Source organism: uncultured Subdoligranulum sp., assembly GCF_937890665.1.
In genome coordinates this window covers 1-19,711 of the sequence record NZ_CALADU010000072.1, presented here as the reverse complement: position 1 = coordinate 19,711, position 19,711 = coordinate 1, and the positions used below count along the sequence as shown (strand labels likewise).

18 protein-coding genes, 4 tRNA genes and 1 pseudogene are annotated in these 19,711 nt (G+C 49.5%); 17 read left to right on the top strand and 6 right to left on the bottom strand.

The features are described 5' to 3' along the window. The 3 genes and pseudogenes from Q0526_RS03915 to nrdR form a co-directional block, all read left to right on the top strand. Window positions 1–597 (top strand): annotated as a pseudogene (locus tag Q0526_RS03915) (aminotransferase); the annotation flags it as partial. Window positions 598–642: 45 nt separating this feature from the next. After that, complete coding sequence (gene secF, locus Q0526_RS03910) at window positions 643–2,961, top strand: protein translocase subunit SecF (RefSeq protein ID WP_298731063.1); 2,319 nt, start codon at window positions 643–645, stop codon at window positions 2,959–2,961. 25 nt (window positions 2,962–2,986) lie between these two features. Continuing rightward, on the top strand, window positions 2,987–3,460 hold the full coding sequence (gene nrdR / locus Q0526_RS03905; protein ID WP_298731060.1) for a transcriptional regulator NrdR: 474 nt from the start codon (window positions 2,987–2,989) through the stop codon (window positions 3,458–3,460). Here nrdR and Q0526_RS03900 read toward each other — a convergent pair. Further along, window positions 3,440–3,808 (bottom strand): DUF4363 family protein, encoded by a 369-nt coding sequence (locus Q0526_RS03900; RefSeq protein WP_298731058.1) that lies wholly within the window; start codon window positions 3,806–3,808, stop codon window positions 3,440–3,442. The two genes, nrdR and Q0526_RS03900, sit on opposite strands and share 21 nt — an antisense overlap. Before the next feature lie 17 nt (window positions 3,809–3,825). Beyond that, complete coding sequence (locus Q0526_RS03895) at window positions 3,826–4,473, bottom strand: YetF domain-containing protein (protein ID WP_298731056.1); 648 nt, start codon at window positions 4,471–4,473, stop codon at window positions 3,826–3,828. A 64-nt stretch (window positions 4,474–4,537) separates the two neighbouring features. On the opposite strand from Q0526_RS03895, the gene Q0526_RS03890 reads away from it, so the two are divergent. From Q0526_RS03890 to Q0526_RS03880, 3 genes are read left to right on the top strand one after another with little or no spacing between them, the layout of a single operon-like run. After that, window positions 4,538–5,983, top strand: a complete 1,446-nt coding sequence (locus tag Q0526_RS03890; RefSeq protein ID WP_298731054.1) for a spore germination protein — start codon at window positions 4,538–4,540, stop codon at window positions 5,981–5,983. After that, entirely contained in the window at window positions 5,973–6,971 is a 999-nt protein-coding gene (locus tag Q0526_RS03885; protein ID WP_298731052.1) for a GerAB/ArcD/ProY family transporter, read from the top strand. Before Q0526_RS03890 ends, Q0526_RS03885 begins: the two co-directional genes overlap by 11 nt. Before the next feature lie 14 nt (window positions 6,972–6,985). Then, a complete protein-coding gene (locus Q0526_RS03880) occupies window positions 6,986–7,879 on the top strand; it encodes a hypothetical protein (RefSeq protein WP_298731050.1) in 894 nt (297 codons plus the stop codon). Between the two features lie 47 nt (window positions 7,880–7,926). Here Q0526_RS03880 and Q0526_RS03875 read toward each other — a convergent pair whose 3' ends face one another. The 3 genes from Q0526_RS03875 to Q0526_RS03865 form a co-directional block, all read right to left on the bottom strand. Then, window positions 7,927–9,108 (bottom strand): DHHW family protein, encoded by a 1,182-nt coding sequence (locus Q0526_RS03875; protein ID WP_298731048.1) that lies wholly within the window; start codon window positions 9,106–9,108, stop codon window positions 7,927–7,929. A gap of 16 nt (window positions 9,109–9,124) precedes the next feature. Beyond that, window positions 9,125–10,516, bottom strand: a complete 1,392-nt coding sequence (locus Q0526_RS03870; RefSeq protein ID WP_298731046.1) for an MBOAT family O-acyltransferase — start codon at window positions 10,514–10,516, stop codon at window positions 9,125–9,127. An 82-nt stretch (window positions 10,517–10,598) separates the two neighbouring features. Next, window positions 10,599–11,183: a DUF4358 domain-containing protein gene (locus tag Q0526_RS03865; protein WP_298731044.1), complete on the bottom strand. Its 585-nt coding sequence runs from the start codon at window positions 11,181–11,183 to the stop codon at window positions 10,599–10,601. Between the two features lie 252 nt (window positions 11,184–11,435). Between Q0526_RS03865 and Q0526_RS03860 the strand changes: the two genes are divergently transcribed. Both Q0526_RS03860 and Q0526_RS03855 read left to right on the top strand, forming a co-directional pair. After that, window positions 11,436–11,975, top strand: coding sequence for a Gx transporter family protein (locus Q0526_RS03860; protein ID WP_298731042.1), 540 nt, complete (start codon window positions 11,436–11,438; stop codon window positions 11,973–11,975). A gap of 120 nt (window positions 11,976–12,095) precedes the next feature. Then, entirely contained in the window at window positions 12,096–12,632 is a 537-nt protein-coding gene (locus Q0526_RS03855) for an NADH peroxidase (RefSeq protein WP_294570536.1), read from the top strand. A 64-nt stretch (window positions 12,633–12,696) separates the two neighbouring features. Here the strand turns inward: Q0526_RS03855 and Q0526_RS03850 are convergent, their stop codons facing one another. Then, the gene (locus Q0526_RS03850) at window positions 12,697–13,386 is read right to left on the bottom strand and encodes a DUF421 domain-containing protein (RefSeq protein WP_298731040.1); all 690 of its coding nucleotides are present in this window, start codon (window positions 13,384–13,386) and stop codon (window positions 12,697–12,699) included. Between the two features lie 142 nt (window positions 13,387–13,528). On the opposite strand from Q0526_RS03850, the gene Q0526_RS03845 reads away from it, so the two are divergent. From Q0526_RS03845 to Q0526_RS03805, 9 genes are all read left to right on the top strand, one after another. Then, window positions 13,529–14,482, top strand: a complete 954-nt coding sequence (locus Q0526_RS03845; RefSeq protein WP_298731038.1) for a diacylglycerol kinase family protein — start codon at window positions 13,529–13,531, stop codon at window positions 14,480–14,482. A gap of 2 nt (window positions 14,483–14,484) precedes the next feature. Continuing rightward, window positions 14,485–16,926: an endopeptidase La gene (gene lon / locus Q0526_RS03840; protein ID WP_298731036.1), complete on the top strand. Its 2,442-nt coding sequence runs from the start codon at window positions 14,485–14,487 to the stop codon at window positions 16,924–16,926. A 10-nt stretch (window positions 16,927–16,936) separates the two neighbouring features. Further along, on the top strand, window positions 16,937–17,539 hold the full coding sequence (gene yihA / locus Q0526_RS03835) for a ribosome biogenesis GTP-binding protein YihA/YsxC (RefSeq protein WP_298731033.1): 603 nt from the start codon (window positions 16,937–16,939) through the stop codon (window positions 17,537–17,539). Next, a complete protein-coding gene (locus Q0526_RS03830; protein WP_298731031.1) occupies window positions 17,529–18,290 on the top strand; it encodes a class I SAM-dependent methyltransferase in 762 nt (253 codons plus the stop codon). Before yihA ends, Q0526_RS03830 begins: the two co-directional genes overlap by 11 nt. Further along, window positions 18,291–19,202, top strand: a complete 912-nt coding sequence (hslO, locus tag Q0526_RS03825) for an Hsp33 family molecular chaperone HslO (RefSeq protein WP_298731029.1) — start codon at window positions 18,291–18,293, stop codon at window positions 19,200–19,202. A gap of 107 nt (window positions 19,203–19,309) precedes the next feature. After that, window positions 19,310–19,385: transfer RNA gene (locus tag Q0526_RS03820), tRNA-Gly, on the top strand. Window positions 19,386–19,389: 4 nt separating this feature from the next. Then, a tRNA-Val gene (locus Q0526_RS03815) sits at window positions 19,390–19,462 on the top strand. A 5-nt stretch (window positions 19,463–19,467) separates the two neighbouring features. Beyond that, a tRNA-Asp gene (locus tag Q0526_RS03810) sits at window positions 19,468–19,544 on the top strand. Between the two features lie 3 nt (window positions 19,545–19,547). Next, window positions 19,548–19,623 (top strand) — tRNA-Phe (locus tag Q0526_RS03805). Window positions 19,624–19,711 lie beyond the last annotated feature (88 nt).

The following is a 19,711-nucleotide window of genomic DNA, read 5'->3' as shown; positions in this document are numbered from 1 at the left end:
ATCGAAACGCCGGTCCTGCTCAACGAAAGCAAGAAATACGGCACCGAGGACCGCGTCTTCATGTTTACCTCTACCAGCAAAATCACCTTCCCCGGCGCAGGTGTTTCGGCCTTTGCTTGCAGCGAAAATGCAATGAAGTATGTGTGCCAGCGCTTTTCGGCCATGATCATCAGCTACGACAAGATGAATCAGTTGCGGCACGTTCGCTTCCTCAAAAATAAGGAAGGTGTTCTGGCGCATATGGCCAAGCATCGCCGTCGTCTGGTGCCCTGCTTCGATGCAGTTAAGACCACCTTTGCAGAGGAACTCACGCCCTGCGGTGATATTGCCCATTGGACCAACCCCAAGGGCGGTTATTTCATCAGCCTGTATGTTATGCCCGGTTGTGCTAAGCGTGTGGCGCAACTGTGCAAAGACTGCGGTTTGACCTTGACCGGCGCAGGTTCGGCCTATCCTTACCACAAAGACCCCGACGACTCGCATCTGCGCATTGCGCCGACCTATCCGAGCCTCGATGAAGTCGAAACCGCTTCGGCGCTGCTGTGTGTCTGCGTGCGTCTGGCTGTGGTAGAAAAACTGCTGGCAGATCAGCAGTAACTTGTGTATCCCGCCCGTCGGCACGGGCATATTTTGGAGGTTTGTATGAACAAGAGAGGGAAGTCATGGCCGCTGTTCGTCGTGGCAATTTTGATTGTTGTGTTTTCCCTTACGGCAATCTTCGGTGTAAGTTATCAGTATGGTGACACCAAAAATGTCTACGTGAAGGGTGCCTCAGACATCCGCTTTGGTATTGATATCCGCGGAGGCGTGGATGTTACCTTTATGCCAGACGGCGACGTAGATGCCACCCCGGAACAGATGACCGCAGCCAAAACGGTTATTGAGGATCGTCTGGTAGGTCTCGGCATTACGGACTACGAGAGCTATGTGGACAGCAACAAGGACCGTATCATCGTCCGTTTCCCCTGGAAAACGGGGGAGTCTGATTTTAATCCTCAGACCGCGATTGATGAGATTGGCACCACTGCAAAAATGGTGTTCCGCAAAGGCTCCACGGCAGACGGTGAAGAGATCCTTAGTGGTGACGACGTGACTTCCGCCAATGCAGCCTACAATGAAACCGAAGGCTGGGTTGTGCAGCTGAAATTTAGCAGTGAAGGCGCGCAGGCTTTTGCCGATGCGACCACTGAGCTGGCAGCCAGCGGCGACACAATCTCCATTTGGTTGGACGACGAAAACATTTCTACCGCTACGGTGGATGAAGCTATCACCGGTGGTGAGGCTATCATCAAAGGAAACTTCGACCAAGACAGCGCTGCTACACTGGCCAACCAGATCAATTCCGGCGCCTTGCCGTTTGCGCTTTCTGCCGAAAGCTACTCCACCATCAGTCCCACGCTGGGCGCTAAAAGTCTGGAAGTGATGGTGTTGGCGGGTATCGTTGCCTTTGTATTGGTAGCGATTTTGATGATTTTGCGGTATCGTCTGCCTGGTACCATTGCAACCATCTCTCTGTTGGGGCAGGTTTGCGCAACGCTGGCAGTGGTTTCTGGCTACTTCAGCGTATTCCCGGGTTCTACGTTGACGCTGCCCGGTATTGCCGGTATCATTTTGGGCATCGGTATGGGTGTTGATGCAAACGTCATTACCGCCGAACGTATCAAAGAGGAACTCTCTAAAAACAAGACTCTGGACGGCGCTGTCAAGAGTGGCTTTAAGATGGGTCTGACTCCCATTATCGATGGCAACGTTACCATTGTAATTGTGGCTGCTATTCTGATGGGCGCTTTTGGCCCGACGGATGGCTTCTGGGCCAAGGTGTTTAACCCGATTTTCTTCTGGTTTGGACCCTCCACGGCTGGTACGATCTATTCCTTTGGTTTTACCTTGCTGACCAGCGTTTTGCTGAACTTTGTGTTCGGCGTCTGGGCAACCCGCGTGATGATTCGCGGTGCTATCCACTGCAAAGCACTGCGTAATCCGTGGCTGTATGGCGGCAAAAAAGAGGGCGGCGCTGAGTATAAGACGCCTACCATCAATTTTGTGGGCAACCGCAAAAAGTTCTATACCTTCTCTTGCTGCATCATTGCCATTGTGTTGGTCTTTAGTGCTGTGTTTGGTGTCAGCATGGATGTAGAGTTCAAAGGCGGTTCTATGATTACGCTTGCCTATGAGGGGGAAGCGGATCTGGATGCGCTGAAGGCTACCATCGGTGAGGAGCTGAACCAAAACAATTTGACGTTGCAAACCGGCGCTGATATTTCGGGTGGTCAAACCTTGACTATTACGCTGCCGGGAAGCGAAACGCTGACCACCGATCAGTTGGATGGCCTGCTGACGACCTTGAATGAGGAATATCCGGAAAACGCCTTCCAGCAGAATGAGGTCAGCAACGTGGATGCTACCATTGGCAACGAGTTCCTTCTGAAGAGCTTGGTGGCTTTGGTTGCGGCCTGTGTCTTGATCCTTCTGTATGTGGCCTATCGTTTCCGTAGAATCGGTGGCTGGAAAGCCGGTGCAACAGCTGTTGTGGCCTTGCTGCATGATATGTTTATCATTTTCGGTGTGTTTGTGCTGATGCGCATTCCCTTGAACGGTAACTTTATTGCGGCTATGCTGACGATTCTGGGTTATTCCATCAACGACACTGTCGTTATTTATGACCGTATTCGCGAAAACAGTGCTTTGTTCAGCAAGAAGCAGATGAGTCTGAAAGAATTGGTCAATCTGTCTGTTAACCAGAGTTTCTCTCGTTCTTTGATGACCTCCATTACCACCTGTTTGGCCTTGGGCGTGATTTGTGTTGTGTCGGTTGTCTACCGTTTGGACAGCATCTATACTTTCGCATTCCCCCTGTTGTTCGGTATGATCAGCGGCGTATACAGCACGATCTGCATTGCCACACCGCTTTGGGTGGATTGGAAGCTCCACAAGAAGCGTGCGGCTAAAAAGAATGCCTAACCCCCGATAGAAGGAGGGAATGAGTATGAAATGTCCCTATTGCGGTGAAGTGGATTCCAAAGTGATTGATTCAAGACCTACGGAAGATGGCGAAAAGATTCGCCGTCGTCGGGAGTGCCTGCATTGCAAAAAGCGCTTCACCACGTATGAGATTGTAGAAACTGTTCCGTTGATGGTGGTCAAGAAAGATCACTCCCGCGAGGTATTTGATCGTCAGAAGCTGCTCAACGGAATGCTGCGTGCCTGCGAGAAGCGGCCGGTCAGTTACCAGCAGCTTGACGATGCGGTAAGCCGAATTGAGCAAGTGCTGCTCAATTCCTATGATCGAGAAGTCACCTCCATCCATATCGGCGATTTGGCTATGCAGGAACTGAAAAAGATGGATGATGTCGCTTATGTTCGCTTCGCCTCTGTCTATCGCCAGTTCAGCGACGTTAACACCTTTATGGAAGAGCTGAAAGATATGCTGGATACCCGATCAAAAGCAACTGAAAAATGATTGCCGGATCTGCTGCGCTTGTGCGCGAGCTCTAGCGGTCTCAACTGCCAGATCGGAATGATTTTCTGCTGTTGTATAAGAGGGAATGGTTGCCAAAGTTTGGTTTAACTGATCAATTAAACTTCTTCGGATGAGAAGGATCCAAAAACGACTGTGTTCCTGTGCAGCAGCGGCAGCTTCTATAAAGCATTGCCGTGCTTGGGAATAGTTTCCCGCTTCTGCGCAGACAAAGGCAGTGTTTAAGTCCGTATCCAGTTGTTCGAGGGTGGTGTTTACATACCATCCCGAAAGGTACAGCAAAAAAGTCAGAGTGAAAAGCAGTGCGACTGCATACCAATTCCGATTCATAAATACTCCCTCTCAGGTCACCCATTTTTTGGGTGACCTTTTTTTGGTACTAATAATACATCTTTTCCGTTATAGAGTAAGATTAGAACCTGATGGCGCTGTAAACCATGTTCTTGCAAAACTTGATCAATCCAAGATTCTTCCAGATGGAGCGCCTCCAAGTTTTCTTGATAGAGGGCGTCATCCAAAAGGATCGGTAACATCGGTGCAGGGGAAGTGTCTTTCGGTTTGCACGCAGTGCTGATATGGCCGTTGGGCTCGACTACTGCCCAAAGAACCTCTTCGGGAGAAAAGATATCCTTCCCGCGTAGTGCTTCCATCAGATCACCGGCAGTGATGCGTAGCTGTATCAAAGCGGACTGCACAATCTCGCCGTTACGAATTACCGTGATGGGCTTCCCAAACAAAAGCCGTGCGTATTGCGGGTAAAGGCACGCAAGGGTAGAACTGAAAATCTCTAAAACCGTGAGTAAAAAAATCAGTATCAGGCTGGATAGAAGGGGCAGATCCGGCTCATCAATGCAAACCGAAGCTACATTAGAAACCAATAGCGTAGTGACCAGTTCAGATGGCTGCAGCTCTCCTAATTGGCGCTTTCCCATCAAACGCAGCGCAGCAATGACTGCCACATAAACGACAATCGTACGAAAAACAGCAGAAAGCATTCTTGTAAGTTCCTCATATTTTGGGCATTTTGGGCAAGACTACTTTTGAACGAGGTGGTCACCCATGCAGGAAAAGGCATTAAGCCTATCTTTACAGAAGAATTTAGAATTTCTAGAAAAAAGTTTTGGCGATTCCGGCGATTTCTATGCGAAGCAGCTTACCATTCGTGGGATTTCCTGTGCGATTGTAATGTTTACAGGATTGTCCTCACCCGAAAAGCTGTGCCATTTGGCATTGGATCTATTGGACCGGGAACCGATTATTTTTGGCGGTAGTGAAGAACTTTGCAATTATTTGCTGCGGCAGAGCCTTGTTCCCGCAGAACCAAACCCGGTGAAAGATTGGACCTCTTTTACGGAAATGTTGGGCAACGGGATGACGCTACTGCTGATGGAAGGTTGTGCACAAGCGGTCGTTTTCTCCACGCAAGAGATGCCGCAGCGCTCCATCAGTACGCCCACCGGAGAAGGCAATATGCGTGGTTCCCAAGAAGCTTTTACGGAGCTTTTGCGCAACAATCTGTCCCTCTTGCGGCGACAGTTCCGTTCCGGAACGTTGGTGGCGGAAATCGCAACAGCGAAAACGCGTGTTAAGACAGAATATTGTCTTTGTTATGATCGTTCGTTAGCGCCCAAAGAAACCATTGATGCGCTGCGAAAGCGTTTGCAGGAAATTGAATTGCCGATTTTGCTGGACAGCGCGTATTTTGCGTCGTTTTTAAAGCAGGATAAACTCAACCTTTTCCCGGCAGCGGCTTACACAGAGCGTCCGGCCACCGCCTGTGCGCGTCTGTGTGAGGGAAAAGCGGTTGTATTGGTTTCCGGTTGTCCCTATGCACTGGTCGTGCCCAGCTTTTTTGCGGAACACTTTGAATGTTTGGACGACTATGCTTCTGGCGCAGTGTTTTCTGGTCTGATTCGCATTCTCAAATATCTTGCGTTTTTACTTGCGGTGTTTGGACCGGGGCTCTATGTAATGGCCGTCGCTTTTGCTCCGGAAATTATTCCCATTCAGCTCCTCACAAAATTGGCACAGGCAGAAACATCTACACCGCTTCCACCTATGCTGGAAATGTTAGGCGTGACCCTTCTTTTAGAGATTGTGCGTGAAGCTGGGCTGCGGGCACCGCAGTCTATCAGTCATACCGTAAGTCTTGTTGGCGCCTTGATTATTGGAGAAACCGCCGTATCTGCCGGCATTGTGAGCGTACCTGTATTGACGATGGCTGCAGCTGCTACTATCGCCACATTGGCTGTTCCTTCGCTTTACGAGCAATCCATCCTGTTTCGGTTTGCAGTCATTCTTTTGGCTGGCTTTTTTGGAGTTCTGGGGTTGGCTTGCGCTGCACTGATCATTTTGGCTATGGCCTGCGGCAGTGAACCATTCGGTTATGATTACCTTTATCCTTTGATGCCACTAACTCGCACTACTTGGCAGGATGGCTTTGTGCGTAGCATTTGGTCAAAACTGGCGCAATCGGGGGAGGTGATTGGTAAAGATGAAGCGTGAATGTCCCAGTCTTTTAGCAGCTTTGACAGTGGGCGTGTTGGTTAACGTTTTGCTCCGCAGTCAAAGTGCTTATTGGCCACGTGTGGGAGCTATGACTGCCTTATTTTGTGCGCCGCTTCTTGCCATGATTGGCGGGCTTTTTGCCAAGGCTTGGCACTGCGGTCCGAGTCCGGTTATCCGTCTTTCTTTTGCGTTGTTGCTATTTTATACTTCGGCTTTGGAGGTGCTGCATTTTTGGAATCTGGCTCAACGACTGTATCCGGGAACACTATCTCTGACTGTCGTCTGTCTGACATTGTTGCTGCCGCTTGTTTATCTGCGTCGGGTGTCAGCCATCTCTCAAACAGCTCACGTCGTTTTGTGCTTGCTGATTTTGGCGACCGCTTTTATGTTGTTGACCATATTACCAAGGCTGCATATAACTAACCTTCAAAACCAGCCCTTGCAAATTTCGGACTATGTGACCGCAGCCAAGGAACAAATGATTTTATATCCAGAATATCTTCTTCCTGCCTTATGGCCGCAGCGCGACCAAAAGAGGCGGCATCCATTGCTGCGGCTGTCGCTGCTTGCGCTTTTGTTTGATGTAGCAATTCATTTTGTATTGGAACTTTTTTACGGAGCTGCTTTATCTATGCGCATGGATCCTCTCCACGCGGTAGCGCGCTGCGGCGCCTTGTCGGTATTCAATCGTTTGGAAAGTCTCCAGATGATTCTGTGGGTTATGGCCATCACCATCAAATTGGCGCTCTATTTGTATGGGATCTGTCTTTTACTGGACCAAAAACAAACAGGAAATACAGCGGTACCGTTACGTGTTTTCCCGTTATATGCAGGCGGCCTATTGGTGTTATGTGCGCTTCTTCGTAAATCCGACATGGAGGTTGCCATGCAGATTAGAAATTTACTCACATGGGGATTTGCATGGTTTGTTGGGATGGGAGGTGCTGCCACATGGCTATGTCAAAAAGTAAAGCCTTGCTCTTAAGGAGTTGTTTACTCATGAGTTTGTTGTTAAGCGGTTGTGGTGGTCAAGCGCTTTCTGACCGTGAAATCGTTCGCGGTATATTTTTTACCAAACAAGACAATGGTTATTCAGCTTGCTTGGTATTAGCCGATCAAAACGCAGAAATAGGGAAGCAAGAAAATAAAATTGCCGCAGCAAAAGGTTCCACACCGGCACAAGCATTGCAGTACGCGGAGCAAAGCCTGTACGGAGATGTATATTACGGCCTTTTAGATTTGGCGGTTTTGCCGTGGGATACTGACTGGCAAACTGCGCAGGAAATTGGGGAATTACTATACGAGAACGCACAACCGGCACCAGAGCTATCTGTATTTTTGCTTGGTTCAACCCCTATCGAGAGTTGGACCAAAGAAGCGCCTGCTTTATACAAAAGTCTAAAAGCGGTGGAGCAGACTTACAAGGTGCATTGCGGGCTGCAACAGCTATTTGCCCAGCAGAATGTTTGCGGTGTACCAGCATATGCATCAACAGGTGGTTATTCTTTTGCCTTTTTGGCGCGTGGTACAGAACCGATCTACTCAGACGACAGTCTTTCCGCACAGCTTGCGGCAATTTTATGTGGGCAAACAACTCATTTGCAAACGGTATATGCGGCAGGTTCTGCGGTATGCAGTGCACGCGTACAGATGGTTGTAGAGAACAACTGTATACAGCTCCATCTGCGTGACATCGAATGGCAAGACCTGACAGCATCGCAACGGGATCTACAAGCGTTGCTGCGTGCAGAACTCCAAAAAGATTTTACAGATCTATTGCCTCCTATTCAGGAGGCACAGGTGGATCCTTTTCATCTGGACTTTTGGCAAGCTTGTCTTTATGGCCCCGATGCAGAAATTTCGACGCCGCAGTTGGAAGTCTTTTTTGCATGAAAAATACCGATCCATTCTTTTGAAATGGATCGGTATTATTGTATGCGTTATTCCGTCAACGTGGATGGACGCGCAATATTGATCAAATTGGTATCGGCAATGAAGGTCTGGAAATTGTACAAAATCAGGATTTCATCATAGCCTTCTTTTGCGATGGTGGAGTCCAAGCCATACCGGAAATTCCGGAAGTCTATTACACCGATTTTGGCATAATTTTCGGTTAGGTAGGGGACAAAGCTATTAGCATAACTGTCTTTGACTACGAGAATACTTCCGGTGCCATTTCCTTCAATTACGGAATAGCCATTATTGCCATCCAAAAACGCAGCATATTTGTCCCGAGTTGTAAATTTATCGGTGTTGATGAGATTCTCGGTGGACACTGGCTCAAACTCTGCTTCCCCGATGGTCTGGAAAATTGTCATCTGGTTATCCAACGGGTAATAGGTGATCGAATCGTTTTCTACGTTCCAAAGCCGGGTGGCAGAATAATGGGTCCCTTGAAAATCATCAATGGTTACGGCTTCGTGAGCATTGGTATCAAAGGGAGTAAGTCCTTTCAGAGCACAAAACTGTTGGTAGGCCAGATAGGCACCCGCAGGGGTCCAGTGATGGTCGGTTTTAAAATAAAGATACTGATCTTTATTTTCCGTAAACGTGGTACGCAAATCTAAAACCGAAGCCGTAGTGCCTACTTTGGCAAAGATTTCATCCAGCATTCCGTCTTCGTTCACCATGGGGGCGCCGATAGGAAGTTCTTCGGAATAGATCACGCTGGCAGAGGGGGCCAACAAAAAGGTGACCTTGCCCGGATATTTAGCGGCGAACTCCGTAACCGCGTTCACATTTTTCTCCAACTGCTTTTTGGTGCTGTCTGACACGGTAAACAATTTCGTGAACATCCAGTGGTCTTTTCCCAGCAGAATTCCGCCCTCTTCCACTTTTTGAAAAGCCACTTCATCGATGGCTCGTTGGGTGTTGATCCATTGATCTCGCATCATAAATTGATCTTGCATCCAGTTGGAAAAAGAAGTTTGCCAACTTCCATCTAAAAGACCGGATAGCGTAGGGGGAGACAGCTTTGCGGCATTTCGATTCTCCAGCTCGATCAAAGTGCGTTTCGGCCAAATTAAATTGATAAGAGAGATACCGAACAGCAATACCGCACAGCAGACCAGTAAAGGGTATCCCGCCCGTCGGCCAGCTTTTCTATAAATCGTTTTCGACATACGGTTCCCCTCCTTTTTAGAAGTTTGCATACAGTGCGGTAGAGTTGGTGGCAGCGACGACATAGGCTATGCACAGCAAAGCCAACAACAGAAAGACGATGATCTTGAGCGGAGCACAGCGGCTGATTTTTTGCCATAGCCAACGCGGAAGAGCAGAAGAACATAGACAGCCCAGCACAAGAAGAACCCCGTAATTTCGCAGATAATACATGGCAGAAATACCGCTTTGCGGGGTAAACAATTTTTGTAAAAGCAAGCCTAATGGTGCGCCGGGTTGATTGGCTGTGAAAATGCCCCAGCCAAGTACCACAAAGAAGAGGGTGTACAAATGCGGCCAAACGCGCCCCTTTTGCAAATGCTTTAGCAAGAAAAGTTTTTCTATGGTCAATAGAACAAAGTAATACAGGCCCCAGCAGATGAAATTCCAACTGGCGCCGTGCCAAATTCCGGTGGCCGCCCATACCAGCAACATATTCAAGAGCTGACGCCCTTTGCCCTTGCGGTTGCCGCCTAGCGGAATGTAGATATAGTCGCGGAACCAACTGGACAGGGAAATGTGCCAACGCCGCCAAAATTCTGTGATGCTGCCGGAAATATAGGGCAAGTCAAAGTTTGCGGCGCAATCAAAGCCCAGCATAGCAGCCAGACCATTGCTCATCTCGCTGTAGCCGGCAAAGTCAAAATACAACTGCAAGGAATACGCCAAAATTCCCAGCCATGCCAGCGGTGTGGAAACATTGGCCAGTCCGACACCGTCGCTGCCGATTATATCGGTCCACAAGGCTCCGATCGAATCGGCTAAAATCACCTTTTTGGCAAGACCGAACACGAACAGTTCTATACCGTGTTCGATTTGGAGCAAACTACAACGCCCAGTATACTGGTGCAGCTGCGAAGCCATGTCCCGATACTTTACAATCGGGCCTACGATTAGCTGGGGGAAGAACAGGACATAGCACGCAAACGTGATGGGGTTCTTTTCGGCCTCTACCTTGCCGGTATATACATCTACTTCATAGCTGATAATTTTGAAGATGTAATAGCTGATTCCCAAAGGAAGCACATCACCGATATCCAGCGAGCTCAAACCAAAGTGGGTGATTTGATTCCATGTTTCAATTAGGAAATTGGCATATTTGAAATACACCAAAACGCCCAAATTGACCAAAATTGCCACTAAAGGCAAGATCCAGCCAACTTTTCTTGCCTTTGTGAGGAGCAGCCCCCACACATAGTTAAATGCTACCAAGCACAGAACCAGCGGCAGGAACGCTGTACCTGTCCAACAATAAAACAGGAGGCTTTCCACCAGCAGAACGGCATTCTTGGCTCGCCCCGGTGTTATGTAATATAACACCAGCGCTGCGGGCAAAAAGCAAAATAAAAACACAACGCTATTAAAGACCATGCGCACTCCTCTTTTGTTTAGCAATAAACGGGCCGTTACCAAAGCAGGTAACGGCCCGTAGGGGGTTGTTGCACTAGGGAAATCAGAAATTCAATGCCGTTTCCAGAGTTTGATCGATCTCGGTATAGTCGCCCACACCGACACTGGCAATCACCATCGCAACGTAGTTTCCGTTGGTGACAATGCGTGCCTCCTTGGCCAACGCCATTTTATCGGCAAATTCCACATACATATCATTGGCAGTCAGGCTCTCTTTATAGGCTTGCAATTCGGCCTCAACGTCAGCGACCTTTCCTTCTTTCGCTTGCGCCACAAAGACCAAGCCACAATCCGCCTGATTGTTGCTTACGTCGCCTTTGTAAGCAACAAGATTATCCAGCGTCAGCATCAACGTGTTCTCTACATCGAAGTCCGTATAGGTCAAAGGATTCTCGATGGGGTTGACGGCCTCCAGAGCGGCCACGGCGCTTTCCAGATTGGCGGTTTGCGCTTCTTCAGAAGATTCACTCTGCGCTTCCGAAGAGGCGGCGTCCGACGTTTCTTCCGAGCTCACCGTTTCCGACACAGAAGAAGTTTCGCTGGAGGAGGAAGCCTCGGACTCAGAAGCATTGGTGCAACCAGCCAAAAGAATCGCAGCACACAACAGGAACGGAAGTAATTTTTTCATGGGAAGAAATCTCCTTTGTATTTTCTCACAAGTCAATCTTGCATTGTTGTTGTGAAAGTGTCTCAAAAATCCCGGCACATCTGATCGGGATTCCTTATTAGGATACACTATTTGCGGCGCTTTTTCAACCCGTTTTCGTCGAAACCGGTACAAAAACCGTCCCGGTGATTGTAAATTTTTTGTGCTCTTGACAAAAGCGCTGCGTTTGCCGTACACTCCCAAATAGAAATGAACGGAAAGGGGAAAAGGGGGATGCGCAATTCTAAGGCCCGCGAGATTGCACTGACCGGAATGTTGTTTGCTTTGGCAATCGCACTATCTTGGTTGGAATCTTGTGTTGCGCCGCTTTTAGGATTAATTCCGGCTTTAAAACTTGGGCTTTCTAATATTGTAGTTATGTTCTCCCTCATTTTCTTGCGTACACGCACGGCTTGGATGCTAGTCGTATTAAAGGCGCTTTTTGCATTTTTGACCCGCGGCGCTACGGCAGGAATTCTTTCTCTTTGCGGAGGTGTGCTCTCCCTTTTCGTTTTATGGGGCCTTTTGGTTGGTCCCATACCGATCAGCGGCTATATTTATTGTATCTGTGGGGCTTTGGCTCACAATCTTGGGCAGTTGCTGGCGGCTTCTCTGATTTTAAGCAGCGCTATGGCGTTGGCTTATGCCCCGGTACTGCTGCTGGCGGGCATTGGGGTGGGAGCACTAAGTTATATTCTTTCCAGTGCTTTGTTCTCTGCATTGCCTAGTCTTCCAAACCAGCAGAAGGAAAAAAGGGATCCTTTTAAAAAATAAGATTTTTTCTTAAAAAATTGATAAATCCTATTGACATTGTAAGGATGCGAGGCTATAATAGAGCCAAAGACGCAGGAATACGTCTTAGGAGCTTAATTATTAAACAGGAGGCTATTCATTATGACGAAATATGTTTGCACTGTCTGCGGTTATATCGCCGAAGGTTCCATCCCTGAGTTCTGCCCCGTCTGCAAGGCGCCGGCTTCCAAGTTCATCGAAAAGAAGGACAACACCTATGTGACCGAGCATGTGGTTGGTATTGCCAAGGATGCTCCGGAGGAGATCCTGCAGGGCCTGCGGGAGAACTTCAACGGTGAGTGCAGCGAGGTTGGCATGTATCTGGCCATGAGCCGTGTTGCTGATCGTGAGGGCTATCCCGAGATCGCCGAAGCTTGGAAGCGTTACGCCTTTGAGGAGGCTGAGCATGCTTCTAAGTTTGCTGAACTGCTGGGCGAGGTCCTGACCGACAGCACCCAGAAGAACCTGCAGATGCGTGTGGACGCCGAGTGTGGCGCCTGCGCTGGCAAGATGGACATCGCCAAGAAGGCGAAGGAGCTGGGTCTGGATGCGATCCATGACACTGTTCATGAGATGGCGAAGGACGAAGCCCGCCATGGCCGTGGCATGCAGGGCCTGCTGGACCGTTACTTCAAATAATTTCAACCCCAAAGGGTTACAATCGGGCCGGAGCCAGTGCTCCGGCCCCTTTGTTATTCTTTAGTTATGCGCCGCGGCAGGCAAAAAAACGTCCTTGTTTATCGCAGGCCGCGTAAAAGACTTCTTTTTGCTGACCGATCCCGATGTTGTGCAGCTGATGAAACAGCCATGCCGTATCTCGGCCCGCTGCTTTTAGATTATCTTCCATCAATCTGCCGTCTAAGATCAAATCGTACCATGCACTGATTTCCTCTGGCTGGAGATGCAAGTCCTGCGGGCTGACTGGTCGGACTCGACTTTTGGGCAAAAAGCTGATTTGTCCGTTGTTTTCCAAGATTGCAGTTTCGATTTCATTGGGATCGAAATAGCCTGCAATGCGAGCTTGCCCCAAAAATTCGTTCAGATCAATGGTGGCCCGACGCAGGTTTTCTTTGATTATGACACCGTGATTCATCAAAATAACAGAGCGACCGCTCCAAAAGGTTCGCAGAGCGATACTTTTACAGGCAGAAACCTCTACCAACCAAGTGACGATACCGTATACAAGCAACGCGGTAAAAGGTCTGTACCAACTTTCCAAATTGGTGGCCATTTCTGCGGCGATAGAGCCTACGGTAACAGCATTTAGATAGTCAAAAGGGCTCATCTGCGCAATCTGACGCTTACCACCCCAGCGCGTGATTAAAAACATCATGCCCAAAGAAAAGAAGCTGGTCAAGACCACTTGGCCTGTTTCCTGAAAAAATTGCCCCATAGAATTTCCTCCCCATGCTTTTTATTGTGACCAAAGGCTTAACAGTTTATCCCACCCTCTTGCACTTTTTCGCAGAAAAAGTTACAATGAATACTACCTGTATGCATCCTAAAAACAAGGGGAGGCGGAACCGATTCGATACTTGTTTCTCATTAACCCCACTGCCGGCAAAGTAGGCGCAAGTGCGTTGCTTCTTCCACAGATTCGCGCTGCCGCTGAGCGGGTCGGCATTGTCCCCGAAATCCTTGTTACACGACACGCAGGCCATGCTCGAGAAATCACGGAAAGCTGTGCCGCGTCCAAGGAAGAGGTGCGCATCTATTCCTGCGGCGGTGATGGGACGATGAACGAGGTCTTGCAAAGTGCCGCCGGCCATGAGCAAATTTCTGTTGGCTGCATTCCATGCGGCAGTGGTAACGACTATGTAAGAAATTTTGGCAATCAATCTGATTTTTTGGATTTAGATGCCCAGTTGGCCGCCGTATCATTTCCGGTTGATTTGATTCTAACACCCCAAGGATATGGTATAGATATCTATGCGGCTGGTATTGACGCGCAAGTCGCCAACGGGATTCCCAAATGGCGCCGTGTACCGCTGTGCGGCGGTACGACTGCGTATACCTTGTCAATTTTGGAAGCGGTCTGCAGTTCCTTTCGCCATCATCTGCGGATAGAAGCCGATGGAATCTCTTTGGATGGTACATATATGATGCTGGCAATCTGTAACGCACAGATGTATGGCGGCGGCTATTGCGCAGCTCCTTACGCTAGTATGGATGATGGATTGCTGGATGTGGTTTTACTGAAACCCGTACCCCGTTTGCGGCTTCCCGGTCTTTTGAAAGGGTATCGCAAGGGTCTGCACCTCACGCCGTCCGGCGAAGTAACCCAAGCGTTTCGCCCGTATCTGACCTTTTTCCGTACAAAATGGATTGATATTCAGGTATTGGATCAGCAGCCGCTGATCACTACACTAGATGGCGAATGTTCGCCCCAGATGAAGCTGCACGCTGAGGTGGCGCGTCGCAGTGTTCGTATTTTGTTGCCGCCAAAACTCGCACAAAACACACCTGTATTACAGACAATGGGAGAGTAAGCATGTCTGAAAAAGTAAAAGTTAAAATCGCACGCAACGTGCTCCATCTGCCAGCCATTGCCTTACGGGGGCTGGTTGTTTTTCCGAATAACGTCGTACATTTTGAAGTAGGCCGTCCCAAATCGATTGCTGCCATTGAGGCCGCCATGCATAGCAACAGCAATGTGTTTTTGGTCGCACAGCGGGAGATGGACGTGGAAGATCCCGCACTGCGCGACCTCTATGGATATGGTGTCATTGCCGAGATCAAGCAGGTTTTGCGGGTTTCCGATGAACTTGTCAAAGTATTGGTGGAAGGCAAGACCCGTGCCCGCTTGTTGGAATTGGATGCAGGGGAAAAATACCTGCAAGCCACTGTGCGCCCGGTCCCTGTGCGGGGCATTGGCGCCGATAAACGCACCCAGACGGAGGCCTTGGTTCGCAGCCTGAAGGAGTGCTTTGAAAATTACCTTTCTTACAGTCCGCAAATTTCTAAAGATGTCGTTTACAACATCGTAACCTCTACCAGCCCGCTCTATTTGAGTGAGTACATGCCGGCCAACTTGCTGCTGAAGTATGAGGATAAGCAAGCGATTCTCAATGAGTCCACCTTGCTGGGACGATTGGAAAAGCTGCTGACGTTGCTTCGCCAAGAATGTCAGGTTTTGGAAATCGAACGCGATCTGGACGACAAGGTTAACGCCCAGATGGACAAAGGGCAACGGGAGTATTATCTGCGGGAGCAGATGCACATCATCAGTGAAGAGCTGGGAGATACCGAAGATACTCGTGCGGAAGCCGAGGAATATCGCAAAAAGATTACGGCCCTTTCCTTGGATGCTGAGTCTACCGAAAAGCTGCTCAAGGAATGCGACCGTTTGGCTCGGATGCAGGGCAATTCGGCGGAAAGCGGTGTGATCCGTAGCTATCTGGACGCTTGCCTTGCTTTGCCATGGCATATTACCACCGAAGATAATTTGGATCAGGCCCACGCACGCAAAGTATTGGATCGAGAGCACTATGGTCTGCAAAAGGTCAAAGAGCGCATCTTGGAATTGCTGGCTGTCCGTAAACTAAACACCGATGTCAAAGGTCAAATTGTTTGTCTTGTCGGGCCTCCGGGTGTGGGTAAGACCAGCATTGCCCACTCTGTTGCGGAGTGCATGGGCCGTAAATTTGCTCGGATGAGTTTGGGTGGTGTCCATGACGAGGCTGAGATTCGTGGACACCGGCGTACCTACATCGGTGCGATGCCGGGCCGTATCATCAGTGCGATCACCACTGCCAAATCTTCTAATCCGGTGATTCTGCTGGACGAAATCGATAAATTGGCAGGGGACTATAAAGGCGATCCCTCCAGTGCATTGCTGGAGGTACTGGACCCCGAACAGAATTGCTCCTTTAAGGACAATTATCTGGATATTCCCTTCGACCTGAGCGAAGTATTGTTTATCACCACTGCCAACGATGCCTCGACCATTCCCGGGCCGCTTTATGACCGTATGGATGTGATCGAGCTGCCCAGCTATACCCGCACAGAAAAGTTTAACATTGCCAAAAAGCATCTTTTGCCCAAACAGCTGAAAAATAACGGCCTTGAGGGACGGGTTAGCCTTACCTCCAGCGCGCTGTATGAAATCATTGACGGGTATACACGCGAAGCCGGTGTGCGCACATTGGAGCGCACCATTACTGCGGTGCTGCGCAAATGTGCCCAGCGGATTGCTGCCGGTGAAAAGGAAAAAATCAGTGTTTCGGCTTCCACAGTCAAAACCTTGCTGGGCCCCGAAAAGGTAAAGCCTACCTTTATTTCCAGGAAAGACTCTGTCGGTATTGCCAACGGTCTGGCTTGGACCAGTGTGGGTGGCGAGATGCTGCCGGTGGAAGTGGCGGTTATTCCCAACGGATCCGGCAAAATTGAAATCACCGGTAGTTTGGGTGATGTGATGAAGGAAAGCGCCAAGCTCGCCATCAGCTATGCCCGCGTTCACGGGGAAGAATACGGTATCACGGCGGATAGCCTAAAAAATACCGATATTCATATCCATGCACCGGAAGGAGCCGTCCCCAAAGATGGGCCCTCTGCCGGTGTTACGCTGACAACCGCCTTGATTTCGGCATTGTCTGGGATCCCTGTGCGCCATGATTTGGCCATGACAGGAGAGATTACCCTTCATGGAAATGTTCTTCCCATTGGCGGCTTGAAAGAAAAAAGTATGGCGGCTTTCCGAGAGGGCATCTCCACTGTGCTGATCCCGAAAGACAATGTCAGCGATCTCCATGAAGTCGATTCTGAAGTGAAACAGAAGATCCACTTTGTGCCGGTAGACCATTTGTCGCAGGTCTTGAAGCAAGCGCTGATTATGCCGGGGCATACTTCTGCTCGTGGAACCCATGGTGTGCCGCAGGCCACCAGCCTCATTGCCAATGAAAAGCCCGCTAAAGAACCCGCTGCGGTGATGTGAAAGGAAATTCATGAACTATAACAACTGCGAATTTTTGGCTTCTTTCGGCCTTTCTCGTCAGTTGCCGGACAGCGACCGGCCAGAAATCGTTTTTTCCGGCCGATCGAATGTCGGCAAATCCAGTCTAATCAATAAGCTGTGCAACCGCAAAAATTTGGCCCGCGTCAGTTCTACCCCCGGTAAAACGGCCACGATCAACTTTTATAGGGCAGATACTGCCTATTTTGTGGACCTGCCGGGTTATGGCTATGCCAAGGTTTCTAACGCAGATCGGGCGCGCTGGGATGAGCTCATTAACAGCTATTTTGAGGCGGACCGTTCGGTTTGTTTGCTGATCCAACTGTTGGATTGCCGCCACGCTCCCAGTGCCGACGATGTACAGATGTTGGAATATCTGCGTTATCATCAAATCCCCTTTGTGGTGGCTTTGACAAAAGCGGACAAACTCAAAAAATCGGAACTTGCCTCCCGTCAGCAGGAGTTTGTGCAGTTGTGTGCGCCATATGGATGTTCCGGCGTCTATCTGACCAGCGCCGAAAGCGGTTATGGCATGGATGCTTTGCGTGCCTGCTTAGAGCAACATCTTAACGGAGATTTGGGCAATGGCGTATAACGAGTTTGCCTATTTTTATGATGAGCTGAACAGTGCGGCGGATTACGACGCACTGTATCAGTATATACAGGGAGAACTGAAGGCTCACGATATTCAAGACGGTATTTTGGCGGACTTGGGCTGCGGCACAGGGGATCTTACCTTAATGCTGACGCAGGCCGGCTACGATGTAATCGGCATCGACCAGTCAGAGGAAATGCTCAGTGTCCTGCGGGAGAAAGCGGATGAGCTGGGTCTGACTGGACGATTGCTGCTTCTACGTCAAAATTTGTTACAACTTGATTTGTACGGCACGATTCGTGCTGCGGTTTCTACCTTTGATACACTGAACCATATCGGACCTGTTGACCAATTTGAACAGGCCATTCGTAAGGCTGCCTATTTTATGGAAAAAGGCGGCGTGTTTCTCTTTGACTTAAACACCCCTTATAAGCATCAGCATATCTTGGCTGACCGCTCTTTTGACATTGAAGCGGAAGATGCACAATGTCACTGGACCAATCACTACGAACCAGATACCGGACGGGTAGATATTGCAATCGATATTGTTTATCAGGACACGGGAGAGCATTTTCAAGAGAATTTCTACGAATACAGCTACCCGCTTAAGACAGTCGAAACCTTTCTGCAGCGCTATGGGTTTGTAATGACCCGTATTGCAGATGGGGAAGATTTCGGCCCCGTCCGCCCCGATAGCCCCCGTTGGATCATTACAGCGGTCAAACAATACACGCAGGAGGCAAAAACGTAAATGGAACAAAATCACAATATGCTGCGCGGCATTTCTGAAAACGGCGGTATCGTGTTTTATGGTGTAGACTCTACCGAAATTGTCCGCGAAATGGAGCGGGTACACAAGACCAGTGCTGTTACCACAGCGGCCCTTGGCCGACTGTTAACAGCCACGTCTATGATGGGAATTATGCTGAAAAGCACCAAGGATTCCATCACGGTGCAAATTAAAGGTGGTGGGCCTGCCGGTAGGCTGTTAGCGGTATCCGACGGTACCGGCAACGTGAAGGGCTATGTGGAGCATCCCATTGTGGAGCTACCGCCGCGAGAGGATGGGCACCTGAATGTAGGGGCGGCTGTTGGCCACGACGGCACCTTGGATGTGATTCGGGATCTCGGTATGCGGGAACCGTATATTGGTCAGGTGCCTTTGACCACCGGTGAAATTGCCGAGGACATTACCTCCTACTTTGCTATCAGTGAACAGGTCCCCACCGTCTGTGCGCTGGGGGTTTTGGTCAATCCAGACCTGAGCGTTCGCTGTGCGGGTGGTTTTATTGTGCAGTTGCTGCCGGGAGCCACGGAGGAAGAAATCGATCTTTTGGAGAAAAACATTCACGCTATGCCCAGCGTTACCACGATGTTGGAGCAGGGGAAGACTGTGCAGGATATGTTGGAGATGGCACTGCAGGGATTCCAACCGGATATTTTGGACAGTTACCATGTGGTCTATCGCTGCGATTGCAGCATGGAACGCGTGGAAGGAATGCTGCATAGCCTTGGGAAAAAAGAAGTAGAAAAATTACGCGATGAAGATCCCATCGCAGAAGTAAATTGCCAGTTTTGTGATAAAATCTATCGTGTAGACCTCAACCGCTTGCTGGAAAAATGGCCTTCCGGCGTCGAAAATGAGGCGTCCGAAAAGAATTAAAAAAAACGGCAAAAAAATACAGAAAAATGCTTGACAAATGCGTCGGGGTTGTATATAATAATACCCGTCGCCCGGAGAGAGCGGCTGAGCAAAACTCTCCGATACATGCGGCCGTAGCTCATCTGGTAGAGCGCCACCTTGCCAAGGTGGAGGTAGCGAGTTCGAGCCTCGTCGGCCGCTCCATTAAGGGAGTTTAGCTCAGCTGGGAGAGCATCTGCCTTACAAGCAGAGGGTCAGCGGTTCGAGCCCGTTAACTCCCACTTGTGGCCCGGTAGTTCAGTTGGTTAGAACGCTAGCCTGTCACGCTAGAGGTCGTCAGTTCGAGCCTGATTCGGGTCGCCATTTGCCTCTGTAGCTCAGTCGGTAGAGCAGGGGACTGAAAATCCCCGTGTCATTGGTTCGATTCCGATCGGAGGCACCAAGGTTCTTGTACATTCTGCCTATAGAATGTACTCATGCGGCCGTAGCTCATCTGGTAGAGCGCCACCTTGCCAAGGTGGAGGTAGCGA